The organism is Sphingomonas cynarae (assembly GCF_039537815.1).
Lineage (GTDB): Bacteria > Pseudomonadota > Alphaproteobacteria > Sphingomonadales > Sphingomonadaceae > Sphingomonas > Sphingomonas cynarae.
Genome location: NZ_BAABBF010000010.1, coordinates 53,019 through 75,544 on the forward strand (window position 1 = coordinate 53,019; position 22,526 = coordinate 75,544).

General features: G+C 66.1%; 22 protein-coding genes. 10 read left to right on the forward strand and 12 right to left on the reverse strand.

Annotation, left to right across the window (positions count from 1 at the left end):
• Positions 1-2: 2 nt before the first annotated feature.
• Positions 3-1,475 carry an amidophosphoribosyltransferase gene (gene purF / locus ABD719_RS16590; protein ID WP_192129610.1) on the reverse strand — a complete coding sequence of 491 codons (1,473 nt, stop codon included), beginning with the start codon at positions 1,473-1,475 and terminating at the stop codon, positions 3-5.
• Positions 1,476-1,602: 127 nt separating this feature from the next.
• Between purF and ABD719_RS16595 the strand changes: the two genes are divergently transcribed.
• Genes ABD719_RS16595 through ABD719_RS16610 form a run of 4 tightly spaced genes read left to right on the forward strand, consistent with a single transcriptional unit; the run spans position 1,603 to position 4,531 of the window.
• Positions 1,603-1,854, forward strand: a complete 252-nt coding sequence (locus ABD719_RS16595; protein WP_344694477.1) for a DUF7218 family protein — start codon at positions 1,603-1,605, stop codon at positions 1,852-1,854.
• A 42-nt stretch (positions 1,855-1,896) separates the two neighbouring features.
• The gene (gene hisI, locus ABD719_RS16600; RefSeq protein ID WP_344694478.1) at positions 1,897-2,256 is read left to right on the forward strand and encodes a phosphoribosyl-AMP cyclohydrolase; all 360 of its coding nucleotides are present in this window, start codon (positions 1,897-1,899) and stop codon (positions 2,254-2,256) included.
• A gap of 31 nt (positions 2,257-2,287) precedes the next feature.
• Complete coding sequence (locus tag ABD719_RS16605) at positions 2,288-2,710, forward strand: MerR family transcriptional regulator (RefSeq protein WP_344694479.1); 423 nt, start codon at positions 2,288-2,290, stop codon at positions 2,708-2,710.
• An 18-nt stretch (positions 2,711-2,728) separates the two neighbouring features.
• Positions 2,729-4,531, forward strand: a complete 1,803-nt coding sequence (locus tag ABD719_RS16610) for an acyl-CoA dehydrogenase C-terminal domain-containing protein (RefSeq protein WP_344694480.1) — start codon at positions 2,729-2,731, stop codon at positions 4,529-4,531.
• A gap of 191 nt (positions 4,532-4,722) precedes the next feature.
• Here the strand turns inward: ABD719_RS16610 and ABD719_RS16615 are convergent, their stop codons facing one another.
• Genes ABD719_RS16615 through ABD719_RS16625 form a run of 3 tightly spaced genes read right to left on the reverse strand, consistent with a single transcriptional unit; the run spans position 4,723 to position 8,248 of the window.
• A complete protein-coding gene (locus ABD719_RS16615; protein WP_344694481.1) occupies positions 4,723-6,045 on the reverse strand; it encodes a cell wall hydrolase in 1,323 nt (440 codons plus the stop codon).
• Entirely contained in the window at positions 6,042-6,962 is a 921-nt protein-coding gene (cysK, locus tag ABD719_RS16620; RefSeq protein WP_344694482.1) for a cysteine synthase A, read from the reverse strand. Before cysK ends, ABD719_RS16615 begins: the two co-directional genes overlap by 4 nt.
• Positions 6,959-8,248 (reverse strand): MFS transporter, encoded by a 1,290-nt coding sequence (locus ABD719_RS16625; RefSeq protein ID WP_344694483.1) that lies wholly within the window; start codon positions 8,246-8,248, stop codon positions 6,959-6,961. The genes cysK and ABD719_RS16625 overlap by 4 nt, the downstream gene beginning before the upstream one ends.
• Before the next feature lie 122 nt (positions 8,249-8,370).
• On the opposite strand from ABD719_RS16625, the gene pdhA reads away from it, so the two are divergent.
• Together pdhA and ABD719_RS16635 are read left to right on the forward strand one after the other, a co-directional pair.
• The gene (gene pdhA / locus ABD719_RS16630; RefSeq protein ID WP_425567195.1) at positions 8,371-9,414 is read left to right on the forward strand and encodes a pyruvate dehydrogenase (acetyl-transferring) E1 component subunit alpha; all 1,044 of its coding nucleotides are present in this window, start codon (positions 8,371-8,373) and stop codon (positions 9,412-9,414) included.
• A 1-nt stretch (position 9,415) separates the two neighbouring features.
• On the forward strand, positions 9,416-10,840 hold the full coding sequence (locus ABD719_RS16635; RefSeq protein ID WP_344694484.1) for a pyruvate dehydrogenase complex E1 component subunit beta: 1,425 nt from the start codon (positions 9,416-9,418) through the stop codon (positions 10,838-10,840).
• Between the two features lie 75 nt (positions 10,841-10,915).
• Here ABD719_RS16635 and ABD719_RS16640 read toward each other — a convergent pair whose 3' ends face one another.
• From ABD719_RS16640 to ABD719_RS16650, 3 genes are read right to left on the reverse strand one after another with little or no spacing between them, the layout of a single operon-like run.
• Positions 10,916-11,554, reverse strand: coding sequence for a TadE/TadG family type IV pilus assembly protein (locus ABD719_RS16640; RefSeq protein WP_344694485.1), 639 nt, complete (start codon positions 11,552-11,554; stop codon positions 10,916-10,918).
• Positions 11,554-12,132 carry a TadE/TadG family type IV pilus assembly protein gene (locus ABD719_RS16645; RefSeq protein ID WP_344694486.1) on the reverse strand — a complete coding sequence of 193 codons (579 nt, stop codon included), beginning with the start codon at positions 12,130-12,132 and terminating at the stop codon, positions 11,554-11,556. Before ABD719_RS16645 ends, ABD719_RS16640 begins: the two co-directional genes overlap by 1 nt.
• Complete coding sequence (locus ABD719_RS16650; protein ID WP_344694487.1) at positions 12,132-13,856, reverse strand: TadE/TadG family type IV pilus assembly protein; 1,725 nt, start codon at positions 13,854-13,856, stop codon at positions 12,132-12,134. Before ABD719_RS16650 ends, ABD719_RS16645 begins: the two co-directional genes overlap by 1 nt.
• Before the next feature lie 61 nt (positions 13,857-13,917).
• On the opposite strand from ABD719_RS16650, the gene ABD719_RS16655 reads away from it, so the two are divergent.
• Both ABD719_RS16655 and ABD719_RS16660 read left to right on the forward strand, forming a co-directional pair.
• Positions 13,918-14,601: a squalene/phytoene synthase family protein gene (locus ABD719_RS16655; RefSeq protein WP_344694488.1), complete on the forward strand. Its 684-nt coding sequence runs from the start codon at positions 13,918-13,920 to the stop codon at positions 14,599-14,601.
• 33 nt (positions 14,602-14,634) lie between these two features.
• Entirely contained in the window at positions 14,635-15,099 is a 465-nt protein-coding gene (locus ABD719_RS16660; RefSeq protein WP_344694519.1) for an EF-hand domain-containing protein, read from the forward strand.
• Here the strand turns inward: ABD719_RS16660 and trmFO are convergent.
• Positions 15,035-16,402 (reverse strand): methylenetetrahydrofolate--tRNA-(uracil(54)-C(5))-methyltransferase (FADH(2)-oxidizing) TrmFO, encoded by a 1,368-nt coding sequence (gene trmFO, locus ABD719_RS16665; protein ID WP_344694489.1) that lies wholly within the window; start codon positions 16,400-16,402, stop codon positions 15,035-15,037. The two genes, ABD719_RS16660 and trmFO, sit on opposite strands and share 65 nt — an antisense overlap.
• Positions 16,403-16,446: 44 nt before the next feature.
• Here trmFO and ABD719_RS16670 point away from each other — a divergent pair, with 44 nt between their 5' ends.
• Together ABD719_RS16670 and ABD719_RS16675 are read left to right on the forward strand one after the other, a co-directional pair.
• Positions 16,447-16,881, forward strand: a complete 435-nt coding sequence (locus ABD719_RS16670; protein ID WP_344694490.1) for a DUF488 domain-containing protein — start codon at positions 16,447-16,449, stop codon at positions 16,879-16,881.
• Between the two features lie 60 nt (positions 16,882-16,941).
• Positions 16,942-17,699 (forward strand): IS5 family transposase gene (locus ABD719_RS16675; RefSeq protein WP_344694491.1). Its coding sequence is split into 2 segments (ribosomal slippage): positions 16,942-17,266 and positions 17,266-17,699, totalling 759 coding nucleotides; the frame shifts between segments, so codons are not numbered across the junction.
• 84 nt (positions 17,700-17,783) lie between these two features.
• Here ABD719_RS16675 and ABD719_RS16680 read toward each other — a convergent pair.
• From ABD719_RS16680 to ABD719_RS16695, 4 genes are all read right to left on the reverse strand, one after another.
• On the reverse strand, positions 17,784-18,137 hold the full coding sequence (locus ABD719_RS16680; RefSeq protein WP_344694492.1) for a DUF952 domain-containing protein: 354 nt from the start codon (positions 18,135-18,137) through the stop codon (positions 17,784-17,786).
• Complete coding sequence (gene gyrA / locus ABD719_RS16685; protein WP_344694493.1) at positions 18,134-20,923, reverse strand: DNA gyrase subunit A; 2,790 nt, start codon at positions 20,921-20,923, stop codon at positions 18,134-18,136. Before gyrA ends, ABD719_RS16680 begins: the two co-directional genes overlap by 4 nt.
• A gap of 82 nt (positions 20,924-21,005) precedes the next feature.
• Positions 21,006-21,689 (reverse strand): SDR family NAD(P)-dependent oxidoreductase, encoded by a 684-nt coding sequence (locus ABD719_RS16690; protein WP_344694494.1) that lies wholly within the window; start codon positions 21,687-21,689, stop codon positions 21,006-21,008.
• Positions 21,686-22,426, reverse strand: a complete 741-nt coding sequence (locus ABD719_RS16695) for a YaaA family protein (RefSeq protein WP_344694495.1) — start codon at positions 22,424-22,426, stop codon at positions 21,686-21,688. The genes ABD719_RS16690 and ABD719_RS16695 overlap by 4 nt, the downstream gene beginning before the upstream one ends.
• Positions 22,427-22,526 lie beyond the last annotated feature (100 nt).

The following is a 22,526-nucleotide window of genomic DNA, read 5'->3' on the forward strand; positions in this document are numbered from 1 at the left end:
GGTCAGATCACGCGTTCGGCAAGCAGCGCGAACTGGTCGACCTGTGCGCTGTCGTCATGATCGGTCAGCGTGGTCGGATAATCGCCGGTGAAGCAGGCGTCGCAGTAATTGGGGCGTACATCAGCGCGCTTCGCCTCACCCAGCGCCTTGTACAGGCCGTCGATCGAGACGAAGGCGAGCGTATCGGCATGAATGAAATCGGTCATCCCGCCCAGATCCAGCTTGTGCGCCAGCAGCTTGGTACGCTCTGGGGTGTCGACGCCGTAGAAGCAGCTGTGCCGGGTGGGCGGAGAGGCGATGCGCAGATGGACCTCCGCCGCGCCCGCATCGCGCATCATCTGCACGATCTTCAGGCTGGTGGTGCCACGGACGATCGAATCATCGACCAGGATCACCCGCTTGCCCTCGATCAGCGCGCGGTTGGCGTTGTGCTTCAGCTTGACGCCGAGATGGCGGACCTTGTCGCCCGGCTGGATGAAGGTGCGTCCGACATAGTGCGACCGGATGATCCCGAGTTCGAACGGGATGCCTGACGCCTGGGCATAACCGATCGCCGCGGGCACGCCCGAATCGGGGACGGGGATGACCAGATCGGCGTCGACCGGCGATTCGGCCGCCAGCTGCGCGCCGATTTCCTTGCGGACCGAATAGACCGAATGACTATCGACGATCGAGTCGGGGCGCGAGAAATACACCCATTCGAAGATGCAGGGCCGCGCGGGGACAGGCGCGAACGGCTTGACCGAGCGGACCTCGCCATTCTGCACGATCACCAGTTCGCCCGGCTCCACGATCCGTTCGAACGTCGCGCCGCAGACGTCGAGCGCGACGGTCTCGGAGGCGAAGATCACCGCATCGTCCAGCCGGCCCATCACCAGCGGCCGGATGCCGAGCGGATCGCGGCAGGCGATCATCCCCTCCGGCGTCATCACCACCAGCGAATAGGCGCCCTCGATCTGCTTCAGTGCATCGATGAACCGGTCGATCAGGGTGCGGTAGCTGGACGTGGCGACCAGGTGGATGATCGTCTCGGTATCGCTGGTCGACTGGAAGATCGAGCCGCGCCGCACCAGTTCGCGCCGCAGCTTCAGCGCGTTGGAGATGTTGCCGTTGTGCGCGACCGCGAAGCCGCCCGACTGTAGCTCGGCATAGAGCGGCTGCACGTTGCGCAGCGCGGTATCGCCCGAGGTGGAATAGCGAACATGCCCCGCCGCCACGGTGCCGGGCAGCGCGCGAATCACGTCGTCGCGGTCGAAATTGCCGGCGACATGGCCCATCGCGCGATGGGTGTGGAAATGCGTGCCGTCGAACGAGGTGATGCCCGCCGCCTCCTGCCCGCGATGCTGGAGGGCGTGGAGGCCGAGCGCCACGAGCGCGGCGGCGCTGGAACTGCCGGAGACGCCGAACACGCCGCATTCTTCGCGCAGCGTGTCCCCGTCGTCGGAGGAAACATCGTAGGGATTGGTGGTCAGCATGGGAGCGGGGCTCTCTTGGTGTCGCGCGCCCTATAGATAGGGTCGTCCGGCTTGTCGCCTGTTTGTCACGAAAATCGGGAGCCGATCGTCGCATCGATGGTTTTGGTGGCGGCAAGGAGACGAGATCATGGCACGCGACCACGGCCCGCAGATCAAGGATGACGCGTTGTTCGAGAAGCTGGTCGAGGACGGCAATTCGCCCGGCAAGGCGGCGCGGATCGCCAATGCGAAGGCGGCCGGCACGCTGTCGCACAACAGCGTCCACCTGGAGGACCGGACCAAGGCCGACCTGCTGGCGCAGGCGCGCAAGGTGGGGATCGCCGGCCGGTCGAAGATGGACAAGGCCGCGCTGATCAAGGCGATCCGCGATCACGGCTGACATGGCGGTGACGGGGCCGTGGCGGCGCGCTAGGCAGGGGGCATGACCGATCCCCGCGACCGCAGCCTGACTCTCGACCCCGCCTATGATGCCGCCGGCCTCGTCACCGCGGTCGTCACCGACCGGGTGGGCGCGCTGCTGATGGTGGCGCACATGAATGCCGAGGCGCTGGCGGCGACGCAGGCGACGGGGGAAGCGACCTTCTGGTCGCGCAGCCGGCAGCGCCTGTGGAAGAAGGGCGAGACGTCCGGCAACGTCCTGCGCGTGGTGGAGATGCGGATCGATTGCGATCAGGATGCGCTGTGGCTGATTGCCGATCCGGCGGGGCCGGCCTGTCACACCGGTGCGGCGAGCTGCTTCTATCGCCGGATCGATGGCGATCGGCTGATACCCGTTACTTGACGTTGACGTAAACGTCATGCGATAGGAGCGCATGGCCGATGCAGCTTCCTATGCGGCGATCACCCCGCGTCACGACCGCGACGATTATTCGATTTCCGACCTGTGCGAGGAGTTCGCGGTCACCGCGCGGGCGCTGCGTTTCTACGAGGACGAAGGGCTGATCGCTCCCGATCGGCGCGGTACCGTCCGCGTCTATTCGCACCGCGATCGCGCCCGGCTGGCGTGGATATTGCGCGGCAAGCGGGTCGGTTTTTCGCTCGGCGAAATCCGCGAGATGATCGACCTGTACGATCTGGACGACGGCCGGCGGTTGCAGCGGCAGGTGACGATCGAGCGCTGCCGTGCGCGGATCGCTGCGCTGGAGGCGCAACGACACGACATCGATGCCGCGATCGCCGAACTCGCCGACTTCGTCGCGCTCGTCGAACCCGTCGGCGCCGACGACCAACGATAAACAGAGGATGTCCCGGTAATGCCGCAATACACGCCCCCCGTCCGCGATACCCGCTTCGTGCTGGAACACGTCGTGGGCCTGCCCGCCTATTCGAATGTCCCCGGTTTCGGCGCTGCCACCCCCGACACGGTCGAGGCGGTGCTGGAGGAGGGTGGCCGTTTCGTCGCGGAGGTGCTGTTCCCGCTCAACCAGATCGGTGACGAGCAGGGCTGCACCCGCCATGCCGATGGATCGGTGACGACACCCGACGGCTTCAAGGATGCCTATCGCCGGTTCGTCGAATCGGGCTGGGGCACGCTGTCCGCGCCCGAGGCGTTCGGCGGGCAGGCGATGCCGCACGTCGTGTCGACCGCGTTCCAGGAATACATGATCTCCGCCAACATGGCGTTCGCGATGTATCCCGGCCTGGCGCATGGCGCGATCGCCGCGCTGGTGGTGAAGGGATCACCCGAACAGCAGGAAAAATACCTGCCGCAGATGGTGTCGGGCGAGTGGGGCGGCACGATGAACCTGACGGAGCCGCAATGCGGCACCGATCTGGGACTGATCCGTACCCGGGCGGTGCCGAACGACGACGGCAGCTACGCGATCACCGGCACGAAGATATTCATCTCGGCGGGCGAACACGACCTGACCGACAACATCATCCATCTGGTCCTGGCCAAGACGCCGGGGGCGCCGGACAGCTCGAAGGGCATCTCGCTGTTCGTGGTGCCCAAGGTGATGGTGAACGACGACGGCACGCTGGGCGCACGCAACGCGGTGTCGTGCGGGTCGATCGAGCACAAGATGGGCATCCACGGCAATTCGACGTGCGTGATGAACTATGATGGCGCGACCGGCTGGCTGGTCGGCGAGGAGATGAAGGGCCTCGCCGCAATGTTCATCATGATGAACGCGGCACGCCTCGGCGTCGGCCTGCAGGGGCTGGGCATCGCGGAGACGGCGTATCAGAACGCGGTCCACTATGCCCGCGACCGGCGGCAGGGCCGGGCGCTGGCCGGGCCGGCGGAACCGGACGAGAAGGCGGATACGCTGTTCGTCCATCCCGATGTCCGCCGGATGCTGATGGAAGGCAAGGCGTGGACCGAGGGACTGCGTGCCCTGTGCCTGTGGGGCGCGTTGCAGGTCGATCTGGAACACCGTGCGGTCGACGAGGCGGATCGGCAGATGGCCGCCGACCTGATCGGCCTGCTGACCCCGGTCATCAAGGGGGTCGGCACCGACAAGGGCTATGAGATCGCGACCAATGCGCAGCAGGTCTATGGTGGCCATGGCTACATCCGCGAATGGGGGATGGAGCAATATGTCCGCGATGCGCGGATCGCGCAGATTTACGAAGGCACCAACGGGGTACAGGCGATGGACCTGGTCGGGCGCAAGCTGGCCCAGAATGGCGGCCGTGCGATCCAGGCGTTCTTCAAGCTGGTCGCGACCGAGATCGCCGCGGCCAAGGCCGACGCCACGACCGCCGATCTGGCAACGCGGCTGGAAAGGGCACTGGGCGAGCAGCAGGCCGCGACGATGTGGTTCATGGCCAACGGCATGAAGAACCCCGACCATGTCGGGGCGGGTGCGGTCAGCTATATGCACCTGACCGGGCTGGTGGCGACGGGCCTGATGTGGCTGCGCATGGCGGTCGCCGCGACCCGGCTGAAAGCGGACGGGGAAGGCGATGCCGCGTTCCTCGACGCCAAACAGGTGACCGCGCGCTTCTTCGCGGAGCGCATCCTGCCCGAGGCGGGGGCGTTGCGGCGCAAGATCGAGGGCGGCGCGGACGCGGTGATGGCGTTGCCGCCCGAGATGTTCCTCGCCGCGTAAGGGGCGGAAACACCCGCAAACTCCGGTATCGCTACAACCGCCATGAGAAATGGCGGAGTATAGCGAGATGACATGGGTCTGACCCAATCCGTCATTGTCAGCGCAGCGAAGCAATCCAGGGCCGGATCAGGACGCTCTGGATTGCTTCGCTGCGCTCGTAATGACGGACATCAGGATGACGGACATCAGGTTCAGCCTGATGTCATCGGTTTCTGGAGGGTCCGGTCGGTCCCGATGGCGGGGAATGGACGGGCGATCGACGCCGGTGTCTGCCGCCGCACGCCCTCCAACGGTTTCAGGGCGGATGACGGCGTCCTGAGCGGCGTCGGCGTGGGCGAGGCGGCGGGTAAAGGCTGGCGGCGCATGCATCCACCCGGACGCGTCTTGGGATAGAGCGTGCAGTTCCACAATGTCCGCTCCAGTCCGGCTGGACGGTCGCGCAGATAGCTGAACGCCATCGTCGCCAGTTGCGGGGCATCGAGCGCCGCGGTCTTCGGTAGTGCCTTCGCATCCGCCCAGCCGAGATACTTGCACCGTTCGCGCGTGGCGCACGCCTTGGCGGCAAGCTGGGGATAGGTGTCCGGCGACACGCCCGCCGGCAGCGCGACGCGCAGTTCATCGGGCTGGCCGGACAGGATCGGTGCGGCGACGTCGCTGGCGGCCATCGTCTCGGTCAGGACGGCGGCTTCCGCCGCTGCCGCGGCCACCTCCGCCAATACTTCGCCGGTGCGGTGCGCCTCGGAGAAGGCGGCGAGCTTCTCGATCACCGGCTCGTGCAGATCGACGTTGCGGGCGAAGGCGGGCGGCGTGCCCCACCAGCCGGACCAGCGGAAGAACAGGTGGCTGTGAACCGCGGCGATCTTGTCGAGGCTGGACTGCCAATAGGGCACGACCCAGTCGGTATGGTAATGGGTGGCATAGCCGACCGGGCGATAGACCGCGCCCTTCAACGCCGCCTCCGCCACCGCCCGCGCCTTCGTCCACAGCGCCGGCGGCGGGGTCCAGCGGGTAAGCGCGCCGTCGCAGGTGAAGCTGAACTGGCAACCGGTACGTCGTTCCTGCCCCTCGAACACCACGCCGCAGATCGTTTTGGGAAAGGCGGGATGGCGGGCGCGGTTGAGCACGACCTGCGCCACCGCCTTCTGCCCGGCCGGGTCGTTCCCCGCCTCGTACAGCACCGCCGTCGCGAGGCAGTCGGTCGCCCGCGCCGCATCCTCCGCCGCATCACGCAACACGAAGCGACGCGCGGCGGGATTCGGCCCGGTGACGAAGGGGACACCGGCGTTGAAAGTGCGCGCATCGTCGGGCGCGAGATCGACGAACTCGACCGCCTCGACCGGCGGCACGACGGTGACCGGCACCACGCGCGGCGGCGTGCGGCGCGGCAACCGCACCGCCTGCCGCACCGGTGCCGGTGCATGGGTCGCGATATAGGCCGGGACGGCGATCGCCGCCGCCCCGATCGCGATCAGGATCGCCCGGACGCGGGGGTCGGGCCGCTGGACAGGTGTCACTGTTCCGGCAGGAAGTCCGGCACCGACAGATACCGCTCGCCCGTGTCGTAGTTGAAACCGAGCACACGGGCATTGTCGGGCAGGTCGGGCAGCTTGCGCAGGATCGCCGCCAGAGTCGCACCCGACGAGATGCCGACCAGCATCCCCTCCTCGCGCGCGGCGCGGCGGGCCATGTCCTTGGCGACGGCGGCATCGACCTCGATTACCCCGTCGATCGCGGCGGTGTGCAGGTTCTTCGGCACGAAGCCCGCGCCAATGCCCTGGATCGGGTGCGGCCCCGGCTGGCCGCCGCCGATCACGGGCGAGGCGGCGGGTTCGACCGCGAAGACCTTCAGACCCGGCCATTCCTTCTTCAGCGTCTCGGCAACGCCGGTGATATGGCCGCCGGTGCCGACACCGGTGATGATGACGTCGATCGGCGTGTCACGGAAATCGTTCAGGATTTCCTGTGCGGTGGTGCGGGCATGCACGTCGATGTTCGCGGGATTCTCGAACTGCTGCGGAATCCAAGCGTCCGGCGTCTCGCCGGCCAGTTCGTGCGCGCGTTCGATCGCGCCCTTCATGCCCTTTTCCCGCGGGGTCAGGTCGAAGGTCGCGCCATAGGCCAGCATCAGCCGGCGGCGTTCCAGCGACATCGATTCGGGCATGACGAGGATCAGGCGATACCCCTTCACCGCCGCGACCAGGGCGAGGCCGATGCCGGTGTTGCCGCTGGTCGGCTCGATGATCGTGCCACCCGGTTTCAGATCGCCCGATGCCTCCGCCGCCTCGACCATCGCCAGCGCGATGCGATCCTTGATCGATCCGCCGGGGTTGGAGCGTTCGGACTTGATCCACACTTCCGACCCTGGGAACAGCCGCTGCATGCGGATGTGCGGCGTCTGGCCGATCGTATCGAGTATCGTGTTTGCCTTCATGAGACTCTCTCCGGTTGGGGAAGGGGCGCCGGATCGATCAACGTCGGTGGCGGGTCGAAGGTCCGTGCGCGACGGATCGACGGGAACAGGAACGTCCACAGGATCGTGACGACGATCGCGCCGCCGCCGCCCACCATCACCGCGCCGACCGGGCCGAGCGCGGACGCGAGGAAGCCCGATTCGGCCTCCCCCAGTTCGTTCGAGGCGGAAATGGTGAGCTGCGACACCGCGCCGACCCGCCCGCGCATCTCGTCAGGGGTATAAAGCTGGATGAGCGACTGGCGGATATAGACGGAGAACATGTCCGCCGCCCCCGCCACTGCCAGCGCGGCCAGGCTGAGCGGCAGCCAGGTCGACAGGCCGAACACGACGGTGGCGGTGCCATAGATCAGGACGGCAACCAGCATCTTGGGTCCGACATTGGTCTTTAGCGGCCGGATCGAGAAGATCAGCGCGATGATCGCCGCCCCCACCGCCGGCGCGGCGGCCAGTTCGGCGAGGCCGGTCGGCCCCACCTTCAGGATGTCGGCGGCATAGATAGGCAGCAGCGCGCTGGTGCCCGCGAGGAACACCGCAAACAGATCGAGCGTGATCGCGCCCAGCACCAGCTTGTTCTGCCCGACATAGGACAGGCCGTCGATGATCGCGCGCAGCGGCTTGGCCCGCCCGACCTGATTGGCGCGCGGTACGGGGCCGATCAGGAACAGGTACAGCAGCGCCACCGCGAACAACCCGGTGGCGAGGAAATACGGCGCCGCCGGCCCGACATGGCCATAGGCGTAGCCGCCCAGCGCGGGGCCGATGATCGTGCCGACCTGCCACGAGATCGAGGACAGCGCGATCGCGGTCGGCAACACGTCGCGCGGCACCAGATTGGGGGCGAGCGCGGAAAAGGCCGGCCCGGAAAAGGCGCGCGCGATCCCCAGCAGGATCGCCACGCCGAACAGCACCGGCAGCGTCATCGCGCCTTCCGCCGTCACCAGGGCCAGCGTGATCGCGCAGATCAGCTGCAAGGTCACGGTGATCCGTGCGATCCAGCGGCGGTCGAACCGGTCGGCGACCAACCCGGTGACCGGCGTGGTCAGGAACAGCGGCACGAACTGCAAAAACCCGATCAGGCCCAGCTGCGCGGCGGCGGCGGAGGGTGACATCGTGGCCCGCGCGATCGTGTAGGTCTGCCAGCCGACCACGATGATGAGCGCGTTCTGCGCCAGCGTCATCGCGAAGCGGGCGGCCCAGTAGGCGCGGAAATTGGCGATGCGGAAGGGATGCGGCGGGCGGTCCATGACGACCGGGCCTTAACCGGCCGGGCGGGGGCAGGGCAACCACGCGTCCGCGAGGCAATTGCAGTCCGTGGCAAACCGGGACTATAGGCGGGGCATCTTCCCTACGGAAACAAGGGTTACCTGTGGCCAAAGCTCTCCGCGCGATCGCCGAACCGCCTCTGCCGAACCGGGAGCGTCCCGGCGAACCGCAACCATATGACGCGACGAAGGACGAGCTCCTCGACTTCTACAAGCATATGCTGCTCATCCGTCGTTTCGAGGAAAAGGCCGGGCAATTGTACGGCCTGGGCCTGATCGGCGGCTTCTGCCACCTGTATATCGGGCAGGAGGCGGTGGCGGTCGGCCTCCAGTCGGCGCTCGACGGCGACAAGGATTCGGTCATCACCGGGTACCGCGATCATGGGCACATGCTCGCCTATGGCATCGATCCCAAGGTCATCATGGCCGAGCTGACCGGCCGTGGCGCCGGGATCAGCCGCGGCAAGGGCGGGTCGATGCACATGTTCTCGACCGAGCATAAATTCTATGGCGGCCACGGCATCGTGGGGGCGCAGGTGTCGCTCGGCACCGGTCTCGCCTTCGGGCACAAGTACAGCAACGACGGGGGCGTCTGCCTCGCCTATTTCGGCGACGGCGCGGCGAACCAGGGGCAGGTGTACGAGAGCTTCAACATGGCGCAGCTCTGGGGGCTGCCGATCATCTTCGTGATCGAGAACAACCAGTATGCGATGGGCACCAGCGTGAGCCGGGCCGCGTCCGAGGACCAGTTCTACAAGCGCGGCGAAAGCTTCCGCATCCCCGGCATCCAGGTGGACGGCATGGACGTGCTGGCCTGCCGCGGCGCCGCCGAGGAAGCGCTGGCATGGGTCCGCGCGGGCAAGGGGCCGATCATCCTGGAGATGAAGACCTATCGCTATCGCGGCCATTCGATGTCCGATCCCGCCAAGTACCGCAGCCGCGAAGAGGTGCAGGGCGTCCGCGACAAGTCCGACCCGATCGAGCATGTGAAGAAGCTGCTGGAAGAGCAGGGCGTCACCGCCGAGGAGCTGAAGTCGGTCGAGCAGGTGATCCGCAAGCAGGTGAACGAAGCGGCGGATTTCGCCGAGCAGACCCCCGAGCCCGATGCGGCCGACCTGTATACCGACGTGCTGGTGGAGCGTTACTGAGATGCCGATCGAGATCAAGATGCCGGCCCTGTCCCCGACGATGGAAGAGGGTACGCTCGCCAAGTGGCTGGTGAAGGAAGGCGATACGGTGAAGTCCGGCGACATCATGGCCGAGATCGAAACCGACAAGGCGACGATGGAGTTCGAGGCGGTGGACGAAGGCACGATCGGCAGGATCGTCGTCGCCGAGGGGACCGACAATGTGAAGGTCGGCGCGGTCATCGCGACCCTGCTGGAAGAGGGCGAGAGCGCCGATGCCGTGACCGAGAGCCGGTCGGGCGAGGATGCCAACGCCCAGCCGAAGAACGAGGCGACCGACCACGCCGCACCGCCGATGCCGGAGGGCGCCGCCGCCGCCGAGCAGGAAAGCGGCACGCAGCAACTGGTCGCCGCCGCCGAGAAGACCGGTGCGCAGGACCCCGCGATCCCCGAGGGCACCGAGATGGTCAAGACGACCGTCCGCGAAGCGTTGCGCGATGCGATGGCCGAGGAAATGCGCGCCGACGACCGCGTCTTCGTGATGGGCGAGGAAGTCGCGCAGTATCAGGGCGCGTACAAGGTCACGCAGGGGCTGCTGGACGAGTTCGGCGACCGTCGCGTCATCGATACGCCGATCACCGAATATGGCTTTGCCGGCATCGGTTCGGGCGCGGCGATGGGTGGCCTGAAGCCGATCATCGAGTTCATGACGTTCAACTTCGCCCTGCAGGCGATCGACCACATCATCAACTCGGCGGCCAAGACCAACTACATGTCGGGTGGCCAGATGCGCTGCCCGATCGTGTTCCGTGGGCCGAACGGCGCCGCCAGCCGCGTGGGTGCGCAGCATTCGCACAATTTCGGCGCATGGTACGCGTCCGTCCCCGGCCTGATCGTGATCGCGCCGTATGACGCGGCGGATGCCAAGGGCCTGCTGAAGGCGGCGATCCGCACCACCGATCCGGTCGTGTTCCTCGAAAACGAGCTGATGTACGGCCGCAGCTTCGACGTGCCCAAGCTGGACGACTGGGTCCTGCCGATCGGCAAGGCGCGGACGATGCGCGAGGGCAAGGACGTGACGATCGTGTCCTATTCGATCGGCGTCGGCCTGTCGCTGGAAGCTGCCGAACTGCTGGCGGGCGAGGGGATCGAGGCGGAGGTCATCGACCTGCGCACGCTGCGCCCGCTCGACAGGCAGGCGGTGCTCGACAGCCTGAAGAAGACCAACCGGCTCGTCGTGGTCGAGGAGGGCTTCCCGGTCTGCTCGGTGTCGTCGGAAATCATGGCGATCTGCATGGAAGAGGGTTTCGACGATCTCGACGCCCCGGTCCTGCGCGTTACCAACGAGGACGTGCCGATGCCCTATGCCGCCAATCTCGAAAAGCTGGCGCTGATCGATACCGCGCGTATCGTGAAGGCGGTCAAGAAGGTCTGCTACAAGGGCTGACCGGTCGGCCCCCTCCCGCTAGCGGGAGGGGGTTATGGCTCACCGAGACTTTTCTTTGTCCCCTGCGGGGGCGTTTCATAAATCGTAGCGTGAACAGACACTCGTCGCCGTTCCGCTGGCGCCGGCGGTCAATATCTCGCTTTTCCGTTCGCGTACCGTGAAGCTTGCTTCTGACCGCATGATCGGGGTGCCGAAGACGAGCGCCGATACGAGCGGTTTGTACCGATACGTCACTTCGGCGAACATCATGACCGAATTGGCACTGGCGGCCAGCGTACGCCCGGCCGACCCCATCGCGGGCAACGTCCCGTCCGATTCCCCCTTGCCCTGAATACCATAGCGGGGAGCAGACTCCGTCGTATTGAGCGCCCCGGTGCAGCGTTGCCACAGGATCTTCTGCCCTGCCGACGACCCCGTCAGGCCGTTGGGCATCACATCCGACAGCACGATGCGACCCCGCGTCGCGAAATCCATCGGCTCGCCGACGATACGCCCGCCTTGCAACACTTCGTTCACGTCCGCCTCACCGATGCTGTCGCGAACGCGCGCGGCATTGTCGGCGGTGGTTGCGGCGATCTGGCTGACGCGCAGGGTCGCTATCGCGTAATTGGCGGTTTCCATGCCCGATACGATGATCGTCAGCAGGATCGGCAGCGTCAGGGCGAACTCCATCGCCGCAAGGCCGCGGGTGTCGCGAAGGAGGATGCGGTTCATCAGGGGCACCGGATCGTCGGCTGCGAGCGCCCGGCGAAGGGTTCGTTGCGCAATACCGTGCTGGCGACAATGGTCTGTTCGCTGCCCCATCCCAGAAAGCCCCTGGCGGGCAGCAGATCGGGATAGGTGACGGTCACTTGGTAGCGGACGATATCGTCGGCCGTCCCGATCCCGCTATTCAAGGCGGTATCGTAGCGGTTGTTGTTGTTGGCATCCTCGTAACAGTCGGTGGCGTTGTAGACGCCGATCGGATCGGTATCAGAGGTGATCTTTTCGGGCTTGCCGACATTGGAGAAGTTGAAGAAGCTTTCCTTCTGAATCGATTTGACGTTGCCGATGGCCGTCAGCACGCCGATCCGCCCCTTGATTAGCGTATCGATCTGGTCTTCCGTCTTGTTGCCCACGCTGGCGACACGCGCGACTTCGAGCAGGGCGCCCTGGATCACAGCCCCCAGATAGGCGCGATAGCCCAATTCCAGCCCGCCGAAGATCAGGGTCAGCATCACGGGCAGGATCAGCGCGAATTCCAGTACCGTCACCCCGCGACGATCGATGATGACGCAATGCTGCGGCCGCATCACTGGCTGAGCCTCAGCGATCCGATCTTCGACCCGATTTCTTTGAACTTGTCGATCAGCGCGGCATTGGTGGCCAGGCCGGCTGCCTGTTCGGGCTTGCTCGCACAATTCTTCATGTCGTCGGTCAACGAGGTCGAAAAGGCGATGACCCACACATCGATCCCCTTCGCCTTCGCCGCGTTACACGCCATGCGGAACCGCTGGAGATGGCGAGCGAGCTGATTCGAGGCGTTCGCTGTCACGCGATTGTCCAACTGTTCGATACCGTAGCTGGAGTAGACGTCCGCCGTGGGCGACATGTCGCCATCGGTCATGAAGATCATATATTGGCGGACGGCAAATCCCTTGATCTTCTTGGGATTGTCGGCGACCATATTATCGTTGGTTTCCGATGGCACGGCACGGAATATCCCGTCCTGCGACAGGAACCGCGCACCCCAGATCATGCCGAGATCATGATAGGTGCCGCCTTTTGCGGTCAGGGAATTGACGTATCCGTCGAAACCCGATTTGTCGTTGAAATAAGACTTGAGCCGTCGCGCCGCCGTGGGGCAGTACGTGTCCGAATTATCGGTTGCGCCATTGATGGCATCGTTCCGGAAGAATTCGACATCGGGCCATGCCGGGCGCCAGCGGCTGGCGTCGCTGTTCGGAATCAGGTCGATATCGAGATCGAGTGCGGAGGTCGGCGCCGCCGTCGATGCGCCGCCGTCGATCAAGGTGGCATCGGTGTCCCGCTCCTCGATGCAGCCTTCCCATGCGTCCGAGGCGTAACGCTGCGCCGTCACCGACGGCGTCCCGCCGGCCAGATAGCTGCGTACGTCATAGGTCACCGGTTGATACAGATAGGTGCCTGTCCAGTAGTTGACCGGGTAGCGGCAGGCCATACTCGTGACTCTTCTGCTCGGATCAGAATCATACCAGACGCCGCCCTTGGCATTGCACCATGCTTCGGTGCGGGTCGCATCGTTCTGCGCGTTCCGCCGGGACTGATAGGTCCAGCTCTGCAGGAAATAGTCCGTATTCTTTCCGTAGACAGCGGCGCCGACATTCACGCTGTTCGCATAATTCACGAAGCCGTAGCGCATCCGCAGATTGTTGGCCGCCAGCTTGTTCTGGGCGGGTTCGAGCGTCGTGTACAATGCCTTGGCCGCATCCTTCAGGGCGTCGAGCTTCGAACTGGGCTGGTTGACGTTGCCACAGCCGTCGTTCGGGCGGGTGACCGGGCAGTTCATCGATCCCGACAGGTCGAACACCATCACGATATCGGTGTTGATGAAATCCTGCGTCGCCGAGCACGATGCGGACAACGGCAGCGAGGCGATGCCGAACAGCCCCATGATCGTCGTCGGGATCGTCGTGTTGGTGTCGACCTTCAGCGTGCCGGCGGCGGGAACGCTGATGTTCAGCGTATAGGGGGCGGTATCGAATTGGCGCTGCGCGAAATTGAAACTGAAATATTTCGCCGTCTCGGCCTTCAGCGGATCGTCGATCGTCGATCCGTTCAGCAGACGTCGACCCGCCAGCGCGCCGGCATCGCATGCCTGTCGCAACCGGTTCTGCGCCATATAGGCGCGGCTCATATCGATCCCCGAGCCGACCATGCCCAGCAGCGGCATCATTGCCGCCGCCATCAGTGCCAGTGTGTTGCCGCGAATGTCCCGTCGAAGGCGAACTAGAAACGACGGCATCATCCCCGTCGCCCACGCGAAACGAAAAGTCATGACGCAATCCCGGCTACCGGCGTGGCGCACCACTGTGCGACGCGGTACAGGCGATGCCCTGATGACCGTTAACATTCATACCCATGACCCCGACGCTCTGGCGGCCGAACGACAATTGATCGTGGGCTATGCACCGCCGGCCGCGCGGGCAGGGTTCGTCGCCTTGCTCGCACTGGACGAGCGGCTGGGATCGATCCTGCGATCGACGCGGGAGCCGCTGGTCGGCCAGATGCGGCTGACCTGGTGGTATGAAGCGCTGACCGCCCTGAATGACGATCGGCCGCCGGCGGAACCGGTGCTGCAGACCCTGGCAGGCGACGTCCTGACCCGGGGGATCGCGGGCGATGAACTGGCGGCGATGATCGACGGCTGGGAAGCGCTGATCGACGCCGACATACTCGATGCACCGGCGATGGTGCGCCATGCGGCGGCGCGGGGCGGCATCCTGTTCACCCTCGCCGGCCGGCTTTTCGGTGCTGCTGCCGAACCATTGGCCGTGGCGGGGGAGGGATGGGCGCTGGCCGATCTGAGCACCAATCTGTCCGCGCCGGAATCGCGGTCGCTGGCGGCATCGCTGGCGAGGGAACGGCTGGCGATCATGGGGTCGGTTCGCTGGAGCCGGCCCGTCCGTCCGTTGAGTGCGATGGCGCTGGCGGCCCGGATGGACGTATCGGACCAGCCCAGGCCGCCGGGGCATCCCGCCAGGGTCGGCCGGCTGATGGTCAATCGTCTGACGGGACGATAATTCGGGACGTCGACAAAGGGGGGAACGATGACGATGTGGCGATATGCGGCGGGTGGTGGCGCCGGGGCGGCGGCAGTCGCGGCGGGGATGATGCTGTGGTCGGCACGCGATGCCGCTCCCGCCGCGGTGTTGCCCCAGCGGCCGGTGCAGGCGGCGCCCGGCATCGAGGAGCCGCTGCCCGACCGCGTGCCGGAGGCCACCGCCCGGACGCGTGAGGAAAAGCGTTTCGGCCGGTACGACAAGGATCGCGATGGCCGGATCACCCGTGACGAATATCTCGTATCGCGCCGCAAGGCCTATGCGAAGCTGGACGCCAATGGCGACGGGCAATTGTCGTTCGACGAATGGGCGGCGAAGACGACGGCCAAGTTCGCCGGCGCCGACCGTGACAAATCCGGCGCCATGTCGGCCGCCGAATTCGCCACTACCGCGGTCAAGCGGAAGCCGGCTCGCTCGACACCATGTCCGCCACCGGCTGCCGCGGCGGAGGAGGGCTGATCCACCCGGCCAGCGCGGCGCGGCCGCGATCGGTGTACATGCGCTTGCGATCCGCCTTCTTGGTGCGGCCCTCGATCGGCGGGAACAGGCCGAAATTGACGTTCATCGGCTGATACGTCTCCGCCACCGCCGCGCCGGTAATATGGCCCAGCAGGGCACCAAGAGCGGTTTCGGGCGGCGGCGGCGCCAGCGTCTCCCCGCGCAGTTCGGCGATGGCGAAGCGCCCGGCCAGCATCCCGATCGCGGCGGATTCGATATAGCCCTCGCACCCCGTGATCTGACCCGCGAAACGCAGGTTCGGCCGGTTCTTCAGCCGCAACGTACCGTCGAGCAGTTCGGGCGAGCGGATGAAGGTGTTGCGATGCAGCCCGCCCAGTCGCGCAAATTCCGCATTCTGCAGGCCGGGGATGGTGCGGAAAAGGCGAACCTGTTCGGCGTGCTTCAGCTTGGTCTGGAACCCGACGATGTTCCACAACGTGCCCAGCGCATTGTCCTGCCGCAACTGGACGACGGCATAAGGCCAACGCCCCGTCTTCGGATTGTCGAGGCCGACCGGCTTCATTGGCCCGTAGCGCAGCGTATCGACACCGCGTTCCGCCATCACCTCGATCGGCATGCAGCCGTCGAAATAGGGCGTGTCCTTTTCCCAGTCCTTGAACGGCGTCTTCTCGCCCTCGACCAGCCCGGCGTGGAAGGCCAGATACTGGTCCTTGTCCATCGGACAGTTGATGTAGTCCTTGGTCTCGCCCTTGTCCCAGCGCGACGCGAACCACGCCACGTCCATGTCGATTGAATCGCGGTGGACGATGGGGGCGAGCGCATCGAAGAAAGCCAGCGCCTCCGCCCCGGTCGCGTCGCCGATCGCGGTGGCCAGCGACGGCGCGGTGAGCGGACCGGTGGCGAGGATCGCCGGACCATCGGGCAGCGCGTCGATCCGCTCGCGCACCAGCGTGACGTTGGGATGATCGGCCAGCGCCTGCGTGACGCCGTGCGAATAGCCGTCGCGATCGACGGCCAGCGCCGACCCGGCGGGGACGCGGTGGGCATCGGCCTGAGTCAGGATCAACGAGCCGAGCGTTCGCATCTCCTGATGCAGCAGGCCGACGGCGTTGGCCTCCGCATCGTCGGAGCGGAACGAGTTGGAGCAGACGAGTTCGGCGAGGCCATCGGTCTGGTGCGCCGCGGTCGTCTCGCCCGATCCGCGCATTTCCGACAGGCGCACCTTGAAGCCCGCCTCGGCCAGTTGCCACGCGGCCTCCGAACCGGCGAGGCCGCCGCCGACGATATGGATGTCATGGGTCATGCCCCGGCCTAGCGGTTCGGCGGGCGATGCGGCAAGTACCGGCGATGACGACGATCTTCACCATCGGCTATGAAGCCACGACGATGGCCGATTTCATCGCGGCCCTGCAGGGCGCGGGAGTGCGGCGGGTGATCGACGTGCGCGCCCTGCCGCTGTCGCGCCGGCCCGGCTTCTCGAAATCGCCGCTCGCCGCCTCGCTGAAGGAGGCGGGGATCGATTACGTCCACCTGAAGGCGCTTGGCACGCCGAAGCGCGGGCGCGATGCCGCCAAGAAGGGCGACGTCGCGACGCTGCGCGCGGTGTATGACGAGCAACTGGAACTGCCCGAGGCGATGGCGCAGGCGGCGCGGATGCTGGCGCTGGCCCAAGAAATGCCATCGGCGCTGGTCTGCTACGAACGCGACCCCTGCCACTGCCACCGCACCCTGTTGCTGGAGGCGGTGGGGCAGGGGTGCGAGGTGGTCGATCTGTTTCCCTAGGGTCAGGACCCATTGATGTGAGCGTCGCGATCTGATTCAGGCTCTGTGAGGAGACCGTGGATGAGCGACCTGTACTGGCTGACGGACGACCAAATGGCGCGTCTGGTGCCTTATTTTCCCAAGAGCCACGGCAAGCCTCGTGTTGATGACCGACGGGTGCTCAGTGGCATCGTCTTCGTCAACCGCAACGGGCTACGCTGGTGTGATGCGCCTAGCGCGTATGGCCCGTACAAGACGCTCTACAACCGCTGGAAGCGGTGGGGTGAGCGGGGTGTCTTCCTGCGCATGATGGAGGGGCTCGCGGCAGCAGAGGCCGTGCCGAAGACCGTCATGATCGACGCGACTTACCTGAAAGCGCATCGCACGGCATCAAGCCTGCGGGTTAAAAAGGGGGCCTTGGTCGGCTGATCGGCCGCACTAAAGGTGGCATGAACACGAAGTTGCACGCCGTCAGCGATGCAGATGGGCGGCCCTTGAGCTTCTTCCTGACCGCCGGGCAAGTCAGCGACTACACCGGCGCAGCAGCCCTGCTCGACGATCTGCCCAAAGCGCAGTGGCTGCTCGGGGACCGCGGCTATGACGCCGACTGGTTCAGGGATGCCCTGGAAGCCAAGGGCATTCAGCCCTGCATCCCTGGTCGCAGATCGCGCAACGAGCCGGTCAAATATGACAAGCGCCGCTACCGACGCCGCAGCCGCATCGAGATCATGTTCGGGCGTCTGAAGGACTGGCGCCGCGTCGCCACTCGCTACGACCGATGCCCCACGGTCTTCTTCTCCGCCATCGCCCTCGCTGCCACCGTCATCTTCTGGCTATGACCAATGAGTCCTGACCCTAGCCGGCTACCGCCTCTCTGGCAGAGGCTGACGTAAAACTTGCCCCTTGGCAGGAGGGGCGAATATCTATCCCGCGACAGGCAGCCTTACCGTGCCGTCATCGTCCCGCTCCAGCGGGCCGTAGGCGATCACTGTTTCCAGCAATAGCGGGCCGTAGAGGTGGGGGAAGAGTTGGCCGCCCCGGCTTTCCTCCCATTTCAACGATCCGCCGAAACTGCCGAGGTCAACGGCGGCGACGTGCAGATCCGTCTGCCCGGCGAAGTGCTTGTCGACCGTTTCGGTGAGCTGGTTCGCGGTCGACAGGTGGACATAGCCGTCGGCCAGATCGACCGGCGCGCCGGCGAAGGTTCCATCTCGTTCCAGCGTCGCCATCTGGTCGGCGGTCAGCACCTTGTACGCGGTCTGGGGACGATCGGTCATGCATCGTCCCCATCGGTGTCGAGGTCTTCGTTCATCGTCTGCGGGCCGGTGCCGTCGTCGAGGGTCAACTGGTCCTGCGCTGCGACGGGCGGGGCTTCGGTAATCTCGGCGGCGACGATCGCCTCGGCATCGTTTTCGGGGTTTTCCTCCTCGTCGATGCGCGCGGCGGAGACGACGTGTTCGCCCCTGGCGACACTGAACAGCGTGACGCCCTGCGTGTTGCGACCGGTGACGCGGGTGTCGCCGACCGACAGGCGGATCAGCTTGGCCTGATCGGTGACGAGCATCAGCTGCTCGCCCGAATGGGCGGGGAAGCTGGCGACAACGGGGCCGTTGCGATCGGACGAGACGATGTTGGTGATGCCCTGGCCACCGCGATTGGTACGGCGATATTCATAGGCCGAGGTGCGCTTGCCATAGCCGTTGGCGGTGACGGTGAGGATGAATTCCTCCGCCGCCTCCATCTCGTGCATCGTCGCCTCGTCCAGCGTGCGTTCGCGCTCGCCTTCCTTCCACGGCGCCGCCTTCAGATATGCCTCGCGCTGCTCGACGGTGAAAGGGGTGCCGCGCAGGACCGACAGCGAGATGATCTCGTCGCCGTCCGCCAGCCGCGCACCGCGCACGCCGGTCGAATCGCGGCTCTGGAATTCGCGCACGTCGGTCGCCGAGAAGCGGATCGCCCGGCCCATGCGGGTCGCCAGCAGCACGTCGTCGGTCTCGGTCAGCAGCGACACGCCGACGAGGCGATCGTCGGACCCTTCCTCGAACTTCATCGCGATCTTGCCGGACGTGCGGATGTTAGCGAACGAATCCATCGAATTGCGACGCACCGATCCCTTGGCGGTGGCGAACATGACGTGCAGGTCGCCCCACTTCGCCTCATCCTCGGGCAGCGGCAGCACGGTGGAGATCGTCTCGCCCGCCGCCAGCGGCAGCAGGTTCACCATCGGCCGGCCGCGGGTGGCGGGGCCGCCCTCCGGCAGGCGCCAGACCTTCAGGCGATAGACCTTGCCATGCGTCGAGAAGAACAGGACCGGCGTGTGCGTCGAGGTGACGAACAGGCTGGTGATCGCATCCTCGTCCTTCGTCGTCATGCCGGCACGGCCCTTGCCGCCGCGGCGCTGGGCGCGGAAGGTATCGAGCGGGGTGCGCTTGATATAGCCTTCCATGGTCACGGTGACGACCATGTCCTCGCGCTCGATCAGATCCTCGTCCTCGATCCCGCCGGCGAAGTTGACGATCTCGGTGCGGCGAGGCGTCGCGAACTGGTCGCGGATCGCCTTCAGCTCGCCCCGCATCACTTCGTACAGCTTCACACGGTCGGCGAGGATGTCGAGCAGGTCGGTGATCGATTCGGCGAGCGTCTTCAGCTCGTCGCCGATCTCGTCGCGGCCGAGCGCGGTGAGGCGGTGGAGCCGCAGGTCGAGGATCGCGCGGACCTGCGCATCTGACAGGCGATAGACGTCGCTGTCGCCGGTGTTCTCGACCGCCTCGACCAACGCCAGATAGGGCGCGATCTCGGCGACGGGCCATTCGCGGGTCAGCAGCGCCATCCGCGCCGCCACCGGGCTGGCCGATCCGCGGATGATCTTCACCACCTCGTCGAGGTTGGTGACCGCGATGACCAAGCCGAGCAACAGGTGCGCGCGCTCACGGGCCTTGTTCAGCTCGAACTTCGAGCGGCGGGTAATGACCTGCTCGCGGAACTGGATGAACGCCTGGATGATGTCGCGCAGGTTCAGCAGTTCGGGGCGACCGCCACGGATCGCCAGCATGTTGGCGGGGAACGACCCCTGTGCCGGGGTATGCCGCCACAACTGGTTCAGCACCACGTCCGCGGTCGCATCGCGCTTCAGCTCGATGACGATGCGGACGCCCTCGCGGTTCGATTCGTCGCGGATGTCGCTGATGCCTTCGATCCGCTTTTCCTTGGCGGCGTCGGCAATCTTCTCGACCAGCGCGTTCTTGCCCTGTTGGAACGGGATCTCGGTCAGGATGATCGACTGGCGATCGCCGCGACCGGTCTCGATCCTGTGGCGCGAGCGGACGATGATCGAGCCGCGACCCGTACTGTAGGCCGAACGCGCCCCGGCCCGGCCGAGGATGATCGCGCCGGTCGGGAAATCGGGACCGGGTACGATCTCGGTCAGTTCCTCCGACGTGATCGCGCCATTATCGAGATAGGCGAAACAGGCGTCGATCACCTCGCCGAGGTTGTGCGGCGGGATGTTGGTGGCCATGCCGACCGCGATGCCGCCAGCGCCGTTGACCAGCAGATTGGGGAATTGCGCGGGCAGCACAGAAGGCTCGCGTTCCGACCCGTCATAGTTGGGCGTGAAGTCGACCGTATCCTTGTCGAGCCCGTCGAGCAGCGAGTTGGCGACCTTCGCCAGTCGCGCCTCGGTGTAGCGCATCGCGGCGGGGGGATCGGGATCCATCGAGCCGAAATTGCCCTGACCGTCGATCAGCGGCACGCGCATCGACCAGTCCTGCGCCATCCGGGCGAGTGCGTCGTAGATCGCGCTGTCGCCGTGCGGATGGTATTTACCCATCACGTCACCGACGATGCGCGCGGATTTGCGATACGCCTTGCCCGCGACGAAGCCGCTTTCATACGCCGAATACAGGATGCGGCGATGCACCGGCTTCAACCCGTCGCGCACGTCGGGCAGCGCGCGGGCGACGATGACGCTCATCGCATAGTCGAGATAGCTCGACTTCATCTCGTCGACGATCGAGATCGTCGAAATGTCAGAAGGTTCGGCGAGGACGGTGTCGTCGGCCAAGGTCAGCTTTCCGGTTCGTTACAGGGGTGTGACTTGCCCTCTATGCCCTGTGGCGGGCAAAGTCACGCGTGCGCCGCTTTCGTCAGGGCGTGATTTCCTTGCCCTCCCAATCGAACAGCCGGCCGCTGTCGGGCGCCTTCAGGCCCTCGATCACGTCGAGCAGCTGCACCGCGGCGCGATCGGCGGTGAACAACTGGTCGGCCCGGACATTCGCCTGGAACGGCCGGGACAGGCCGGTGTCGACGGTGCCGGGGTGAAGACCGACGACGATCGCCCGATCGTTGCGACGGCGTTCCTCGATCGCGAGGGTGCGGATCAGCTGGTTCAAGGCGGCCTTCGCGGCGCGATAGCCGTACCAGCCGCCCAGCTTGTTGTCGCCGATCGAGCCGACGCGCGCCGACAGCACCGCGAACACGCAGCGCCCGGCCCGGGGCATCAACGGCAGGAAATGCTTGGCGACGAGGGCGGGGCCGATCGCGTTGATCGCATATTGGCGCATCAGCCAGTCGGCATCGAGCGCGGCCATGCTTTTTTCGGGACCACGCTCGCCCTCGTGCAGCAGCCCGGTGGTCAGCACGACCAGATCGGGCGCGGCGGTGACGCCGGCAGCGGCGGCGGCGATGCTAGCCTCGTCGGTCAGGTCGAGATGGTCGCGCCCGGCAAAGGAGCGGGCGAGGCCGCGCACGGGCACGTCCTCCTCCGCCAGCGCCTGCACGAGCGCGGCGCCGATGCCGCCCGACGCGCCGATGACGATCGCCTGCTTCATCGCGCGAAGGTCCAGCGCAGGTCGTCACTGTCGGCCGCCATGAAGGTATAGCCGTCGCTGTCGAACGCCTTCATATCCTCTACCTCCTCCACCCGATGTTCGACCAGCCAGCGCGCCATCATGCCGCGTGCCTTCTTGGCATGGAAGCTGACGAAGCGGCCACCATCGCGGAAATCGACCGCGACGGTGCGGACGCCGGCGGGCAGCCGCCCGCCGACCGCCGTCCAATATTCGTTGCTGGCCAGGTTCAGGATCGTGTCCGATCCCTCCGCCGCCACGTCGGTGGCAAGCAGGTCGGCGATGCGACCCTGCCACCAGTCGGTCAGGCGATCCTTCCGCGGCGCCCAGCGCGTGCCCATCTCCAGCCGGTAGGGCCGCATCGCATCGAGCGGGCGGAGCAGCCCATAAAGGCCCGACAGCATTCGCAGATGGTCCTGCGCGAAGACGATCGCAGGTGCCTCCAGCGTGGCGGCGTCCAGCCCGGTATAGACGTCACCGGCGAAGGCGAACATCGCGGGGCGGGCGGGGGCGTCGGCGAAATCGCGGAAACGTTGCGCGTTGAGCGTCGCCAGCGCGGGCGATATCTTCATCAGTTCGGCCAGCTTTTTTGGCCCCAGCCGCGCGGCCGCCCGGGCCAGCGTCGCCGCTTCATTCGCGAGGCGCGGCTCGGTGGGGTCGAGCGGGGGCAGGGCGCTGTCATAATCCAGCGTCTTGGCGGGGGAGATCACGGCAATCATGGTCCGCGCCGGGTAGCGTGGGCGGCGAGGCGGTTCAATCGCGGTTCAGCGCTTCGGCGGCATGGAACCATAACGCCCGGGCTCGCTTGATGGCGGCAGG